The following is a 15,596-nucleotide window of genomic DNA, read 5'->3' as shown; positions in this document are numbered from 1 at the left end:
CAGCTTGATTGTGTTGTGGATGTCCTATGCCGGTCTGTATAAAGAATGCTGGCAAATAAGCTCCAATACCCCGTCCGGTAATAAATAGCGCGGTGTTCCGCCGTGTGCAAGGCGTTCTCGAATCTTAGTCGCTGAAATATCCAATGCGGTAATTTCCTGTATCCATATCCCATGCTCCGCTTGAATAGGCAATTGTTGTGCGCCCGATAGCACATGCGTCTCGAAAAATGCGTCCAATACCGAGTTGCCTGAAGGCAATACTGCGCCAGGCCGCGTTGCCACGATGACGTGCGCAAACTGCAGCAACTCTTGCCAACGGTGCCAACTGGTGATTCCTGTAAACGCATCCATGCCCATGAGCAGGCAGAGCCTTGCCTTGCCTTGCAGTTCTTCATGCAGGGATCGCAGGGTGTCTATGGTGTAGGAGTAGCCTTCCCGTTCCAGTTCGCGCGTGTCCAGCCTGAATAAGGGGTTGTCGGCAATCGCGAGGGCAACCATTTCCGCGCGTTGCTTGGCCGAGGTCATGGGTTGATCGCGGTGCGGCGGGGTGGCTGAGGGAGTGAAGCGGACTTCCGCCAAATCCAGGGCCTCGGCCAGTTCCTGCGCCATGCGCAGGTGGCCGAAGTGGATGGGGTCGAAGGTGCCGCCCATGATGCCGATAAGCGGTACAGGCTGGGCTGGGGATTTGGCGCCCAGCGTCATGTTGGTGAAGTGCAGGTGCGAGGGCATCAGGCCCTGACTTCTCCATCGCCCAGCACGATGTACTTGAGGCTGGTCAGGCCCTCGAGGCCGACCGGGCCGCGGGCGTGCAGCTTGTCGGTGGAAATGCCGATCTCGGCGCCCAGGCCGTATTCAAAGCCGTCGGCAAAGCGGGTGGACGCGTTGACGATGACGCTGCTGGAATCCACTTCGCGCAGGAATTGGCGCGCACGGGTATAGTTCTCGGTGACGATGGCCTCGGTATGTTGGGAGGAGTATTGGTTGATATGGGCGATGGCCTCCTCCACATCCGCAACCACTTTCACCGAGATGATCGCGGCGAGGTATTCCGTGTAGTAGTCCTCGTCCGTGGCTGGCTTGGCCTGCGGCACCAGCGCGCGGGTTTCGTTGCAGCCGCGGATTTCCACGCCCTTGCTGATCAGCATTGCAGCCAGCGGCGGCAACGCTTCCCGCGCAATGCTGCGTGCTACCAATAGCGATTCCGCGGTATTGCAGGTGCCTAGGCGCTGGGTCTTTGAGTTCTCCAGGATGCGCAATGCCTTGTCGAGGTCGGCGCTTTCGTCTACGTAGACATGGCAATTGCCGTCGAGGTGCTTGATGACGGGGATGCGCGCTTCGTTGGAAATGCGCTCGATCAGGCCCTTGCCGCCGCGCGGCACGATGACGTCGACATAGTCCTTCATGGTAATCAGTTCGCCGACGGCGGCGCGGTCGGTCGTCGCCACGACTTGCACGGCGCTGGCAGGCAGCCCTGCGGCAGCCAGGCCTTCGTGCACGATGGCGGCCAGGGCGCGGTTGCAGTGAATGGCTTCGGAGCCGCCGCGCAGGATGGCGGCATTGCCTGACTTGATGCAGAGGCCGGCGGCATCGACGGTGACATTGGGCCGGGCTTCGTAGATGATGCCGATGACGCCCAATGGCACGCGCATCTTGCCGATCTGGATGCCGGATGGGCGGTACTTGAAATCCGACATTTCGCCGATGGGGTCGGGCAGGCCGGCGATCTGCTCCAAACCTTCCGCCATGGTGGCGATGCCTTTTTCGCTGAGCACCAGGCGATCCAGCATGGCGGGTTCCAGGCCGTTGCGGCGCGCGGCTTCCAGGTCGGCTGCGTTGGCGGCCAGCAATGTGTCGCGCTCGCGGCGGATGGCGATGGCGATGGCGCGCAAGGCCTTGTTCTTGGTTTCGGTGTCGGCACGCGCCATGGCGCGTGAAGCGGCACGCGCTTCGCTACCGAGCTGTTGCATGTAGTGTTTGATGTCTTCCATTCCTGCCTCTATTTCCTGCTGCCAATACGCGCCAGGCCAAAGCACAGGCGCGAGATTTCCAGCCATGGGTCCTGGTTCAACAGGCCTTTGGCGGCCTTGTCGATTTCAGCCAGTTTTTGCAGCGCCGCCTCGAGCTGGCGCATGCTCATCCGGGAAAGCGCCCGTTTTACCAGGTTTTGCCGGTCGCCGTAAATCCGGGCTTGCTGCATGGCGCTGTTGAGATTGCCGCCGCGGCTTTCAGCATATTTTACTTTGACCAGCCCGCGCAACACCCAGGCCAGGGCGCTCATGATGGCAACCGGTTGTGCGCCTTCCTCGCGCAGGCCGTGCAGTATGCGCACCGCATGCTCGCTATCGCCGCCCAGCACGGCATCGCCCAGTTGGAAGGCATCATAGCGCGAAACGTTCAATACCGCTTCCCGCACGCTGCCGCCATCCAGCGTGCCCTCAGGGTACAGCAGCCCGAGTTTCTGGATTTCCTGGTGTGCGGCGAGCAGGTTGCCTTCCACCTGGTGGGCGAGGAACTCCAGTGTTTCCTGGTCGGTATTCTGGCCTTGCCTGGCAAGGCGGGCGGCGATCCATTGCGGTAGCGCCGATGGCGCGACTTCATGCAAGGCGAGCGAGACGCCGTGGTTTTCCAATGCGGCAAACCAGGCGCTGTTCTTGGCGTCGCGCTCAAGCTTGGGCAGGATGACGATGGCCACGGTATCTGGAATGGCTTGTTCCGCCAGCGCGGTCAAGGCCTTGCCGCCGTCCACGCCGGGCTTGCCCGATGGAATGGCAATCTCGAGGATGCGGCGGCTGGCGAACAGAGAGATGGATTGGCCGAAAGCCGCAACCTGCTGCCAATTGAAATTGCGTTCCACGGTGAGCCGGGTGCGTTCATCGTGGCCTGCGGCACGTGCTGCCGCGCGGATGGCATCCAGGCTTTCACGCTGGGCGAGCGGCTCATCGCCCATGAGGACATAAAGCGGCGCCAGGCCCTGGGCCAGGTGCCGCTCCAGCTCCTGCGGTTTGAGCCTCATTCCACGGTTTCGTCCAGGGAGCGTAAGTCGGGCGCGCGCGGTTTGTCCTTGGCTGGCCTGACCACCATGAGGCGGCGCAGCAGTTCACGCACGGCGTCGTCCTTCATATCGTTGTAGAGGCGCTCCTGTTCGAGTTGCTTCGCCAGCAATTGTGAGTCATCGTATGTGATTTCACGTCTTCCCTGGATCGTTTGTACCTCGCCCCATGTCTCGCTGGATGGGTCACGCACGCGGAAATTCACGGTATAGAACAGTTCGAATTCACGCACCAAGCCGCGGCCGCTCAAGGACAGGATGCGTTGTTCCTGTGCTTCGCTCATGATTTCAAGCAACAGGTCGGCCTGGTCTGCCGAACTGACGATCTTGACGCCGTTCACAGCCAGCGAGCGCTTGAACGGCTTGGATATGGAGATGGTCGGGCCCTGGATGAACAATGAATGGAACTTGAGGTCGGCCACGCCGCGCATCTTGAAGCCGCAGGCCGTGAGGGCCAATAGCATGGCAAGCAGAATCCAGCGGGCGGCGCGCATATACATGGTTTATCCTACGACGATGTTGACGAGTTTGTTGGGCACGACGATGATCTTGCGCACGCTGCCTTCGGCCAGGTACTTCTGGATGCTTTCCTGCTGCACCGCCAGGGCCTCGATCGCGGCTTTGTCCAGCGTGCGGGCGACGGTCATACTGCCGCGCAGCTTGCCGTTGACCTGCAGCATCAGCTCGATCTCATCCTGCACCATGGCGGCCTTGTTGGCAACTGGCCAGCGGGTGTCGAGCAATTGCGTGCCTGGGCGTAGCTCCTGCCAGAGCGCATGGCTGATATGCGGCACGATGGGCGAGAGCAGCAGGACGACGTTTTCCAGCGCTTCCTGGCGGATCGCGCGCGTCGTGGTGTCACTGCCTTCGAGCTTCGCATAGGCGTTCATGAGCTCCATCACTGCGGCAATCGCGGTATTGAACGCATGGCGGCGGCCGTAGTCGTCGCTGACCTTGTCGATGGTCTGATGCAATTGGCGGCGGAAGGCCTTGAGCTCGGTCGAAAGCTCTCCCGTGGTAAATGCTGCCACGATGCCGGATTCGACGTGGTTGGCCACGGCAGTCCATACGCGCTTGAGGAAGCGGTGAGCGCCTTCCACGCCGGCGTCGGACCATTCCAGGCTTTGCTCGGGCGGTGCCGCGAACATCATGAACAGGCGGGCGGTGTCCGCGCCGTAATTGTCGATGAGCTCCTGCGGATCGACCGTATTGCCCTTGGACTTGGACATCTTGCTGCCGTCCTTCAACACCATGCCCTGGGTGAGCAGCTTGGTGAAAGGTTCGTCATGCCGGATCAGGCCGACATCGCGCATGAGTTTGTTGAAGAAGCGCGCATATAGCAAATGCAGGATGGCGTGCTCGATGCCGCCGATATATTGGTCCACCGGCAGCCAGTAGTTGGCGCGCTCGTCCACCATGCTGCTGTTGGCATCGAAACTGGCGTAGCGTGCGAAATACCAGGACGACTCGACGAAGGTGTCCATGGTGTCGGTCTCGCGCGTGGCCTTTTCGCCGCAGCTTGGGCAGGTGGTTTCGTAAAAGGCCGGGTCTTTCTTGATCGGCGAGCCCACGCCGTCCATGACTACGTCTTCCGGCAGCACGACGGGCAATTGCTCAGCAGGCACCGGCACTTCGCCGCAACTCGGGCAATGCACGATGGGGATGGGGCAGCCCCAGTAGCGCTGGCGCGAGATGCCCCAGTCGCGCAGGCGGTATTGCGTGCGCTTCTTGCCCAGATCCTTGGCGGCCAATGCCGTGGCGATCGCGTCGCTGGCCTGGTCGAAATCCAGCCCGTTGAAATCGCCCGAGTCGAACAGGATGCCATGCTCGGTATAGGCAGCCTGCAAGGGCAATTCCAGTTCGCCGTGCGCAGGCTTGATGACGGCCTTGATCGGCAGCTTGTACTTGCCGGCGAACTCGAAATCGCGTTCGTCGTGCGCGGGCACGGCCATGACGGCGCCCTCGCCGTAGCTGATCAATACGTAGTTAGCGACCCAGACCGGCAATTTCTCGCCAGTGATGGGGTGCTGCACGAACAGGCCGGAATCCATGCCTTTTTTCTCGGCTGTGGCAAGGTCGGCTTCCGCGACGCTGCCGCGCTTGCATTCGTCGATGAAGTCTTGCAGCGCCGGGTTGTCCTTGGCCGCTTGCGTTGCCAACGCATGTTCGGCGGCAATCGCCACATAGGTGGCGCCCATGAGCGTATCCGGGCGGGTGGTGTAGACCTTGAGCGTGTCGTTGCCGTTGGCTAGCGGAAATTCCACTTCGCAGCCGTAGCTCTTGCCGATCCAGTTGCGCTGCATGGTCTTGACCTGCTCGGGCCAGCCTTCTAGCTGGTCGAGGTCGGCCAGCAGCTCTTCCGCATAGGCGGTGATCTTCATGAAGTATTGCGGGATGTCGCGCTTCTCGACCAGCGCGCCGGAGCGCCAGCCGCGCCCGTCGATCACTTGCTCGTTGGCAAGTACGGTCTGGTCGACAGGATCCCAGTTGACGGTGGCGGTCTTTTTATAGATCAGGCCCTTTTTGTAGAGCTCGGTGAACAGCCACTGTTCCCAACGGTAGTAGTCCGGCTTGCAGGTGGCGATTTCGCGTTGCCAGTCCACGGCCAGGCCCAGGCTCTTGAGCTGGCCCTTCATGTGTTCGATGTTGCTGTAGGTCCAGCCCGCGGGCGCGACGTTGTTCTTGATCGCGGCATTCTCGGCGGGCAGGCCGAAAGCGTCCCACCCCATCGGTTGCATGACGTTGTAGCCGCGCATGCGGTGGAAACGGCTCAGCACATCGCCGATGGTGTAGTTGCGCACGTGCCCCATATGCAGCTTGCCGGACGGGTAGGGGAACATGGACAGGCAGTAATACTTTGGCTTGTCCGATTGTTCGGTGGCGGTGAATGTGGCGTTGGATTCCCAATACTGTTGTGCTTGTTGCTCGATGTCACGGAATGGATACTGCTGCTGCATGATGGCTGGGCGTCTGGATTAAGAATTCGGAAAGCAAAATTATACCTGAAGCCGCGTCCTTTTCCTGAAGTTAGGCATTCAATGATGCTGTTTGCCGCATGGATGGCTTCTTGTGCCGATACGCATGGTGGACGTTGTCTTTCAATGCCGGTAAGTGAATCAGGTATCAATTGGGAATTTTATTATTCCTTGTTTATTGAGGCAGTTAACGACTTGGTCAAGGTAATGCTTTAAAGAATTACACCTTCCGAGCCGTAGGAAGGTGTATCAATCCTTGTAAAGGGTATAGAGAGTATGCGGAACAGTCGTTCAGCAGGTTGCGCATGAAGAATGAATGAAGGGGGCGGTAATATGAAGTTTTCAGATCTCAGGATCGGGACACGCCTGGGCGCCGGGTTTGCCGCGATCTTGCTGTTGATGGTGATCATGGTGGCCTTTGGCCTGGCCCAGCTTGGAAGTGTCGGGGAGACTGCCAAGCGGGTGGTGGAGACAGAGCTCAAGAAGGAAAGGCTCACGGCTGAGTGGGTTGCGAATGCCACCCAGAACGGATTGCGAACACTGGCTGCGATCAAAACCCCGGATTCGGCAATGTATGAAATGTATTCGAAGCAGATCGCTGAAGTTGCCGAGGCCAATGATGGTTTAAGGCAACAGCTTGAAGCGTTGCTGGTCAAGCCTGAAGGCAAGGCCAGGTTCGTCGATGCCAAGGATAAGGCCGCTGCCTATGGAGCGATTCGGGATCGGTTGCTGCAGTTGAGGAAGGAGGGATCTGAGGCATCGCTTATTGATAAGGAGGTGCAGGAGCTGTTCTTGCCGGCGCGCAGGGCTTATTTTGACAGTATGAACGATTTGCTTCAGTTCGAGCGGCAGGTAATCGATGAGGCCGGTACAGATATCCAGCAGGTGAAAAACTCCAGCAGCATATTATTGCTGGTAATCGGCGTGATTGCCGTGGTGCTAGGGGCCTTTTTTGCATGGAGGCTATCGCTTGGTATTACCCAGCCGCTTGCCAAGGCTGTGCAACTGGCTGAAACGGTGGCGGCAGGAGACTTGACCAGCACGCTAGTCGTCGATTCAAAGGATGAAATAGGGCAGCTGTTGAATGCGCTTAAATCCATGAACGATAACCTGGCCAAGATTGTCGGCGAAGTGCGGGGCGGAACGGAGACGATTGCGACCGCTTCCTCGCAAATCGCATCGGGCAACCTGGATTTGTCATCACGTACCGAGGAGCAGGCGAGTTCATTGGAGGAGACTGCCTCCGCCATGGAGGAGTTGACCTCCACCGTGAAGCAGAATGCGGACAATGCACGGCAGGCCAACCAATTGGCGGCTTCTGCCTCGGGGATTGCCGTGCAGGGTGGCGATGTCGTAGCACAGGTGATTGCGACCATGCAGTCCATCAGCGAATCTTCCAAGCGTATTGCGGACATCATCGGCGTGATCGATGGCATTGCTTTTCAGACCAATATCCTGGCCTTGAATGCAGCGGTGGAGGCAGCGCGTGCAGGTGAGCAGGGACGGGGGTTCGCCGTGGTGGCGAGCGAAGTGCGCAGCCTGGCACAACGCTCGGCCAATGCGGCCAAGGAGATCAAGGAGTTGATTACCGACTCGGTGGAAAGCGTCGATGCCGGCAGCCGGCTGGTGGAGCAGGCGGGCGCGACGATGAGGGACGTGGTGCAGAGCGTGCAGCGCGTGACTGATATCGTCAGTGAGATCAGCGCGGCCAGCCATGAGCAGAGCACGGGGATTGAGCAGGTGAACCAGGCTATCGGCCAGATGGATGAAGTCACCCAGCAGAATGCGGCCCTGGTCGAGGAGGCGGCAGCAGCTTCGCAGTCATTGCAGGACCAGGCAGCGAGTCTTGCCGAAGTTGTTGGCGTATTCAAGGTGAGCGGCGTGCAAGCCAGGGCGGTAGCTGCGCGTAGTGCCAGCAAGCCCAAGCCAGTGGCTGCAGCCCAAGCCAGGGTAGCGACGGCTCCCAAGCCTGTTGCGAGAGCCAAGGCATTGATCCCTGTGATGCCTGCGGCGGCAGGTATTGCAGATGAGTGGGCGGAATTCTAGCAGGCGCAAACGATAAAAAAGCCGAACAATAAATGTTCGGCTTTTTTATCGCTGCAACCAGGATATCGGAAGCGGTTGCCTGGTTTGGTTACTTACCCAGTGCCTGCAGGACTTGTTCACGAATTTTGCCGACCTCGCCCAAGCCTGAAATGCGCACATATTTCGGGGCATTGGCCGTGCCGTCCGCGGCCCAGCTGGAATAGTAGTCCACCAGGGGCTTGGTCTGGCTGTGGTAAACCTCCAGGCGCTTGGCGACGGTTTCTTCCTTGTCGTCGTCGCGTTGAACCAGGTCTTCGCCCGTGACGTCGTCCTTGCCGGGGACTTTGGGCGAATTGAAGACTACATGGTAGGTCCGGCCCGATGGCAGGTGGGTTCGGCGCCCACTCATGCGCTTGATGATTTCTTCATCGGGCACGTCAATTTCAACCACGTAGTCGATGTCGACCCCAGCCTGCTTCATGGCCTCGGCCTGGGGAATGGTGCGGGGGAAACCGTCGAACAGGAAGCCTTGCTGGCAGTCGGCATCCTTGATGCGCTCCTTGACGAGGCCGATGATGACGTCATCAGGAACCAGGCCGCCGGAATCCATATAACGCTTGGCTTCCAGGCCAAGCTGGGTGCCCGCCTTCACCGCGGCGCGCAGCATGTCGCCGGTGGAGATTTGCGGGATGTCGAATGCTTCCTTGATGAAGGTGGCCTGGGTGCCCTTGCCCGCACCAGGTGCGCCTAATAGTATGACTCTCATGTGGTCTCCTCTTTTCAATCCGGCATTATATCAGCCGTCTTTCATGCCGCCAGATGGTTGGCGATGGCAACGAATTCGGCCGGTGAAATATTTTCCGCCCGCAATTGCGGATCAATCCCGAGCGCTGCAAAACCGGCATCGTCGAGCAGGCCCTTGAGCGTGTTGCGCAACGTTTTGCGGCGCTGGGAAAATGCAGCAGTGACGACCTTGGCGAAGAGGGCTTCGTCCCTGGCCGGGTAAGGCAGGGCGGCATAGGGCGTCGCGCGTACGAATGCGGATTCCACCTTGGGCGCCGGGTCGAAGGCCTCGGGCGGCACGGTGAGCAGGTATTCCATCTGCAGCCGGTACTGCAGCATCACGGAAAGCCGGCCATATGCTGCGCTGGAAGGGGCCGCCACCATACGCTCCACGACCTCTTTCTGCAACATGAAATGCATGTCGATGATGTGCGGCACATTGTCGAGCAGGTGGAACAGGATTGGGGTGGAAATGTTGTAGGGCAGGTTGCCTACGACACGAAGCCGGTCATTGATGCTGCCGAAGTCGAACTTGAGCGCGTCGCTGGCATGGATAGTGAGCTTGCCCTGCGGGTAATGGCCTTGCATCCACTCGATGATGTCGCGGTCGATTTCCACCACGTGCAGGTGCGGCAGGCGTTGCAGCAATGGCTGCGTCATGGCGCCCAGGCCCGGGCCGATCTCCACCATGCAGTCTCCCGCCTGCGGGGAAATGGCTTCGATCAGGCTGTTGATAATGGCGCGGTCGGTGAGGAAATTCTGGCCGAAGCGTTTTTTTGCGACGTGCTTCATAGTGGTTGTGTACGGTTTTCAGCCAATGTGATGGCGAGTTGGATGGCGCTGAGCAAGCTGCCGATCTCGATATTGCCCTTGCCTGCGAGGTCTAGCGCCGTGCCATGGTCGACCGAGGTGCGGATCATCGGCAACCCCAGCGTGACATTGACGCCTGCGCCGAAGCTGGCATGCTTGAGCACGGGCAGGCCTTGGTCGTGGTACATCGCGAGCACGCAGTCGCCTTGCGCCAGATTGTGTTGGGTGAATAAAGTATCGGCAGGCAAGGGGCCTTTCAATTGCATGCCCTCCTGCCGCAGCTTTTCCAGCACCGGGCCGATGGTGGTGATTTCCTCCGTCCCCAAGTGGCCGCCTTCTCCCGCATGGGGATTCAGGCCTGTGACCAGGATGCGCGGGTTTGCGATGCCGAATTTGCGAACCAGGTCATGATGCAGGATGCGGATCGTGGTTTCCAGGCTTTCTTGCGTAATGGCCCGGCTGACTTCGGCCAGCGGCAGGTGCGTGGTAGCCAGCGCAACGCGCAGTCCGCCGCCGACCAGCATCATGACGACTTGCGGCGTATGAGTGCGCTCGGCCAGGAACTCCGTATGGCCGGTAAAGGCAATGCCCGCATCATTGATGACGCCCTTGTGCACGGGGGCGGTGACCATGGCGTCGAATTCGCCTTGCATGCAACCGTCAATCGCGCGTTCCAGCGTATGCAGGACATAGGCGCCATTGCTTGGATCGAGCCGCCCGGCTGCAACGGGCGTTGTACAGGACTGGTGCAATACGGTGAGTTGGGATTGTCCGTGATGCGGCGCCCAATGGGCCGGGTCATAGGTATGCAGGTGCAGCGGCAGATTCAATGCGCCGGCACGCGATGCCAGCACGTCGCGGTCGGCAATCACGGCAAGGCGGCACGGCAGGGGTCGGGCTGCCAGCATGACGCACAAGTCAATCCCGATCCCGGCGGGCTCGCCAGCGGTGACGGCAATGCGGGGCAGTGTCTCCAAGATTCCAGCCTAGTATTTGTCTTCCAGGCGGTATTCCACATAGGCACGGTCGCGCAATTCGCCGAGCCAGTCCTGGAAAGCGTCGTCGGCCTTGCGGGCGCGGATTTCCTGTCGCGCCTTGAGCCGTGCGGATTCCTGCGTCATATCCTGTTTGCGCCGCTCGAGCACTTGCAGGATGTGCCAGCCGAACGGGGTGCGCACCGGGGCGCTGATCTGGTTGATTTCCAGTGCGTTCATGGCTTGCTCGAACGGAGGAACGGTGTCGCCCGGGTTGGTCCAGCCAAGGTCGCCACCATTGTTGGCGGAAGCGTCTTCCGAATACTGGCGCGCCAGTTCGGCAAAGTCGGCGCCATGATCCAGGCGCTCCTTGATGGAGTTGATTTTCTGCTCCGCCTCCAGCTCTGACACCACTTCGCTGAGTTTGATGAGGATATGGCGCACATGGGTCTGGTCCACCACGAGCGGGGAACTGCCGCCTCGGCGGTTGAGCAGCTTGAGGATGTGGTAGCCATTGGGGCTGCGCAGCACAGGAGACAGCTGGCCAGGCTGCAGGGCTTGCAAAGCGTCTGCGAACAATGAAGGCAGCTGGGACGAGGTCTTCCAGCCAAGCATCCCGCCTTCCAGCGCATTGGGCGCGTCGGAGTATCCTGCGGACACCTGGCCAAAGTCCGCGCCGTCCTGCAGCTCCTTCAAGGCGGTTTCGGCCTTGGCCTTGAGTTTCTGCAATTCTTCGGGCGTGCCTTCCTCGGGTGCGCGGACCAGGATATGAGCAACCTCGAACTCGTCCTGTATATCGGTGCGCGAGGATTGGGTGGTCAGGAAGTTGTCGATTTCCGACTCCGTGACGTTTACGCGGTTGTCGACTTCGCGCTCACGCAGGCGGGCGAGGATGATTTCGTTGCGGATATCTTCCCTGAATTTGCGGTAGGGAATGCCTTCGGACTCCAGCGCCTTGCGGAACTCACCGGTGCTGAGCTTGTTCTGTTCCGCAATGCGCTCTATGGTCTTGTCGAGTTGCGCATCGTCCACGCGCAAACCGGTCTGCGCTGCATATTGCAGTTGCAGCCTGTCATTAATGAGGCGCTCCAGGATCTGTTTTTGCAACACTTCCCGCGGGGGAAGCTGAGTGCCTTGTTTTTCCAGTTGCGCGGTGACGGTCTGGATACGGTCGGCCAGTTCCTTTTCCGTGATCACGCCTTGGTCGACGATGGCGACAATGCGGTCCATCTTGGCGATCTCTGCCGCCATGACGGGGATGCTGAAGAGAAAAAATAGAGCGATCAGGCCATGCCTGGCGATAGTCTTGAAAACGTGATTGTGCATAAGATAATTACTGGTAGGAGTCCGGGATCAGGCTGGAGCTAGTATAGCCGGGAATGGCGCGGTTAAGAAGTTTGAGCGGGTTCTGGCCGATGGACGCCAGGCCGCCCAGCTCGAGCTGGAAATAAAGTGCATAGTTGGCATCTGCCGTCGCGGTGGACACGCGCTGCATGACGGTCCTGGCCTGCCAACAGCCGGCGTCGTATTCCAGGCCGGCAATGCCTTCGATCGGCTGGTTCTCGCGCAAGGAATAGTTCCAGCGCCCGAGTCCGTACCAGCCCTTGCCCAGCGGCCACTGGCCGGAAAGGTTGATCTGCTCGAGACGGTCTTCGGTATAGCGGTAGCCGATATTGAGCGTCTTGCCGGGTTCCGGGTTGTAGCGCGCGCTGATGTTGTTGCGCACGTAAACGCTGCGGTCCGTGTTGTACTGGCCGAAGATGTCGATGTTCCAGTTGTTGAGCAGGCGGGCGGTAATCTCGCCGATGATGTCGGAAGTGTCGCCGGAGCGCGGGTTGACGCCGGGCAGGTACACCTTTTCGTCGGCAAAGTAATAACGCTGGCCCAATGAGACGGCTAGGCGCTGTTCCCCTGTCTTCTTGCTGATCATGCGACTGGTGAATGCCAGGGTCAGCTGGTTGGCGTTATTGATGCGATCCTGGCCGGTGAACTGGTTCTCCAGGAACAAGGAGCCCATGTTCAAGTCCGAGATGCTGGAATCATAAACGGGTATCAGCGACTGGTCGCGATACGGCACGTAGACATAGTACAGGCGCGGTTCCAGGGTCTGCGTGTAGCGGTTCTTGACAATGCGTACGTCGCGGTCGAAGTAGAGGCCGCTGTCTATGCTGAATATCGGCAAAGTGCGGCTTTGCGATTGATACGCACTGTCCATAGTGAGATTGCCGTTGCTGTCGTAGAGCTTGAAATCGCCATTGTCCACTTGGTACTGGGTGTAATGCAGCCCCAGCTTGGGGGTGATATATCCGTAGGGACGCGCCATGGGCAGGCTGATGCTGGGATAGGCCACTAGGCGTTTACCTGTCACTAGCGTGTCCAATGCACCGCCGCTCAATGTGGCCCGTGTGCTGATGGCATCATTGTCACGGTCAAAATTCGCCCATTGCGTGAACAGCTTGACATCGAACGGCCCCCATTCGTTGTCGCCAGTCAGCGTGAGTTGCGGCAGGCGTTGCAGCGGATAGTTGAGCCCGTCCAATGTCTGGTACTTCTGCACCAAGGCGTTGAAGGTCCAGTTTTTATCGGCATAATTCACGTAAGCCTGTTGCGGCAGGTTCACCCGGCTGGTGGTGACGATGCGGGTGGACATTTCGGAGAAGTATTTGTCATCCGATACTTTTTCCAGGTTGTAGGCCGCCGTCCAGCCATTGTGGAAGTTGTGCAGGTGGGCGAACTTGGCATAGTAGCGGTTTTCGCCGGTACTGGTGTCGCTGGGTAAATACTCGATATTGGCTGTGCCCTGGTAGTTCTCGTTCAGGTAGCGGAACTCGCCCTGGTATTGCATGCCGCGCTTACTGAGGAAGCGGGTGCCTATCGTGGCGTCCATGTCGGGCGCAATATTCCAGTAGAACGGCACCAGGAATTCGAAACCGCTACGGCTGGTGGTGCCCCAGGTGGGAGCCAGAAAGCCGGATTTCCGCTGGTTCAGGAAGGAAAAATTGATCCAGGGCGTCCACAGGATAGGTACGCCCTGGAATTCCACGCGCGCATTGCGCGCCGTGCCGGTTTTCGTGTAGTCGTCAAGTTCCAGTTCCTTGGCGCGGATATACCAGTCGTCCACGTTTGCTTCGCAGGTGGTATAGCGTGCATCCTTCAGACGCTTGCGGTCGGGGCCCTCGAATACCACGCCGGAGGCATCGCCACGAGATGCGCCTTGTTTACGGCTCAACCCGGGAGCGTAACCGCTCTCCTCAATGTTCTGCTGTGTCAGAGGCGTGGTGTTGTTGGAGTTGTAGGTAATGTTGTCGTTATCTTGGCGCCTATTGCCGGAAGTGCCGAATTGCGGCATGTTGGCGAACTGCGAATCGAGCTCGAAGGCCGGGCTTTTCATTTCGCCGGTGCTTTCTGCCGGATTCATGCGCAACTCAGGCCCCTTGATGCGCCCTCCCTTGGTCTCCAGGCGGACATTGCCGATCACATGCAGCTCTTCATTCTGCACGTCGTATTCTATGGTATCGCCGTGCACTTCCTGTTGCCCGGTGGCTAATGAGGCATTGCCAATCGATTTGAGCTTGCGGTCCAGGTAGACCTCCACTTTGTCGCCTTCAATGATAATGGCGTCCGGATCGGGCAGGGTATCGGAGGGTGTGCTGCTGGCTTCTGTATCCGGGCTGTCTTCGGCATAAGCGTGGCCAAGTCCCAGGCAAACAAGCGCGACAAGAAAAGTGATGGGGCGAATTTTCACAATGATTCAGTGGTGGCGAGGCTTTAAGTAAGCGCGTGTTTGTTTTATGGATGATAAAATCGCATAATTTGCTGTTTTAGGCAATCCATAAATCGCTTGCGACATTGCTTTGTGGTTGAATTAAAAGGAAGTTTAAATTTTCCGGCATATTGTAAATATGCCCGGCGTCATTTTGCGCGATCTTTATAATGATCGCATTACTTTTGGGATGAATCGTTCGTGTCGCGCCTTGATCAATTGAATGAATGGCTCAACCAGGCACTGCAGGGGAAACCGTATCACCTGACTACGGCCTCTGCCGACGCCAGTTTCCGGCGTTATTTCCGTGTCCACCTTGCCGACGGCGACACTCTGGTTGCCATGGATGCGCCTCCGCCGCAGGAGGATTGCCGGCCGTTCGTGAAGGTGGCGGCCTTGTTCGAGCAGGCCGGGCTCAATGTGCCCAAGGTGCTGGCGCAGGATGTGGAGAACGGCTTCCTGCTGTTGACCGACCTGGGCACCCAGACATTCCTCGATGTGCTCAACGAGGATAATGCGGATGCCTTGTTCCGCGATGCGATTGACGCCCTGGTGACATGGCAACTGGCCAGCAAGCCTGGCGTGCTGCCTGAATACGATGAAGCCTTGCTGCGGCGCGATCTGGGCCTGTTCCCGGACTGGTATGTGGCACGGCACCTGAATATCGAATTGAGCGAATCGCAGCGCGGCACGCTGGAAAACGCCTTCAGCACCATCGTGCGCTACAACCTGGCCCAGCCATCGGTTTACGTGCATCGCGACTATATGCCGCGCAACCTGATGATCAGCAGCCCTTCGCCGGGCATTCTCGATTTCCAGGACGCGGTATATGGCCCGATCAGCTACGACGTGGCCTCGCTTTTCAAGGACGCCTTCATCAGCTGGGAAGAAGAGCGCGTATTGGATGGCGCAATCCGCTATTGGGAAAAGGCGCGCAAGGCCGGTTTGCCGGTGCGGCCGGACTTCGGCGACTTCTACCGCGATTTCGAGTGGATGGGCTTGCAGCGCCACCTCAAGGTGCTGGGGATATTCGCGCGTATCAATTATCGCGACGGAAAGCCCAAGTATCTTGCCGATACGCCGCGCTTCATGAACTATGTGCGTCAAGTCTGTGTCCGTTATGGTGAGCTCAAGCCTTTATTGCGCCTGCTGGACGAACTGGAAAAGCGCGAATCCCAATTCGGCTATACCTTCTGATGGAGACCATACCGTCTTGA

General features: G+C 58.9%; 12 protein-coding genes. 2 read left to right on the top strand and 10 right to left on the bottom strand.

Features of this window, described 5'->3' with window-relative positions; genetic code table 11:
• Positions 1-24: 24 nt before the first annotated feature.
• Genes nadD through leuS form a run of 5 tightly spaced genes read right to left on the bottom strand, consistent with a single transcriptional unit; the run spans position 25 to position 6,006 of the window.
• Positions 25-729, bottom strand: coding sequence for a nicotinate-nucleotide adenylyltransferase (gene nadD, locus ACWXTG_RS07865; protein WP_480219528.1), 705 nt, complete (start codon positions 727-729; stop codon positions 25-27).
• The gene (locus ACWXTG_RS07860) at positions 729-1,988 is read right to left on the bottom strand and encodes a glutamate-5-semialdehyde dehydrogenase (protein ID WP_480219527.1); all 1,260 of its coding nucleotides are present in this window, start codon (positions 1,986-1,988) and stop codon (positions 729-731) included. The genes nadD and ACWXTG_RS07860 overlap by 1 nt, the downstream gene beginning before the upstream one ends.
• Before the next feature lie 8 nt (positions 1,989-1,996).
• On the bottom strand, positions 1,997-3,013 hold the full coding sequence (gene holA, locus ACWXTG_RS07855; protein ID WP_480219526.1) for a DNA polymerase III subunit delta: 1,017 nt from the start codon (positions 3,011-3,013) through the stop codon (positions 1,997-1,999).
• Positions 3,010-3,549 carry an LPS-assembly lipoprotein LptE gene (locus ACWXTG_RS07850; RefSeq protein ID WP_480219525.1) on the bottom strand — a complete coding sequence of 180 codons (540 nt, stop codon included), beginning with the start codon at positions 3,547-3,549 and terminating at the stop codon, positions 3,010-3,012. The genes holA and ACWXTG_RS07850 overlap by 4 nt, the downstream gene beginning before the upstream one ends.
• 3 nt (positions 3,550-3,552) lie before the next feature.
• Complete coding sequence (gene leuS / locus ACWXTG_RS07845) at positions 3,553-6,006, bottom strand: leucine--tRNA ligase (protein WP_480219524.1); 2,454 nt, start codon at positions 6,004-6,006, stop codon at positions 3,553-3,555.
• A 351-nt stretch (positions 6,007-6,357) separates the two neighbouring features.
• Here leuS and ACWXTG_RS07840 point away from each other — a divergent pair, with 351 nt between their 5' ends.
• Entirely contained in the window at positions 6,358-8,070 is a 1,713-nt protein-coding gene (locus tag ACWXTG_RS07840) for a methyl-accepting chemotaxis protein (protein ID WP_480219523.1), read from the top strand.
• Positions 8,071-8,158: 88 nt separating this feature from the next.
• On the opposite strand, the gene adk is transcribed toward ACWXTG_RS07840, so the two are convergent.
• The 5 genes from adk to ACWXTG_RS07815 are packed head-to-tail and all read right to left on the bottom strand — an operon-like array spanning position 8,159 to position 14,361.
• Positions 8,159-8,815, bottom strand: coding sequence for an adenylate kinase (gene adk / locus ACWXTG_RS07835; protein WP_480219522.1), 657 nt, complete (start codon positions 8,813-8,815; stop codon positions 8,159-8,161).
• A 41-nt stretch (positions 8,816-8,856) separates the two neighbouring features.
• Positions 8,857-9,624: a 16S rRNA (adenine(1518)-N(6)/adenine(1519)-N(6))-dimethyltransferase RsmA gene (rsmA, locus tag ACWXTG_RS07830; RefSeq protein ID WP_407992994.1), complete on the bottom strand. Its 768-nt coding sequence runs from the start codon at positions 9,622-9,624 to the stop codon at positions 8,857-8,859.
• Complete coding sequence (pdxA, locus tag ACWXTG_RS07825; protein ID WP_407993544.1) at positions 9,621-10,622, bottom strand: 4-hydroxythreonine-4-phosphate dehydrogenase PdxA; 1,002 nt, start codon at positions 10,620-10,622, stop codon at positions 9,621-9,623. Before pdxA ends, rsmA begins: the two co-directional genes overlap by 4 nt.
• Before the next feature lie 6 nt (positions 10,623-10,628).
• Positions 10,629-11,942, bottom strand: a complete 1,314-nt coding sequence (locus ACWXTG_RS07820) for a peptidylprolyl isomerase (RefSeq protein WP_407992993.1) — start codon at positions 11,940-11,942, stop codon at positions 10,629-10,631.
• 7 nt (positions 11,943-11,949) lie between these two features.
• Complete coding sequence (locus ACWXTG_RS07815; RefSeq protein ID WP_480219521.1) at positions 11,950-14,361, bottom strand: LPS-assembly protein LptD; 2,412 nt, start codon at positions 14,359-14,361, stop codon at positions 11,950-11,952.
• A 219-nt stretch (positions 14,362-14,580) separates the two neighbouring features.
• Between ACWXTG_RS07815 and ACWXTG_RS07810 the strand changes: the two genes are divergently transcribed.
• Entirely contained in the window at positions 14,581-15,576 is a 996-nt protein-coding gene (locus ACWXTG_RS07810; protein WP_480219520.1) for an aminoglycoside phosphotransferase family protein, read from the top strand.
• The last annotated feature ends 20 nt before the right edge of the window (positions 15,577-15,596 follow it).

The organism is Methylobacillus sp. DLP286 (assembly GCF_056636515.1).
The sequence above is the reverse complement of the archived record's forward strand: the minus strand, read 5'-3'. Positions and strand labels throughout refer to the sequence as shown.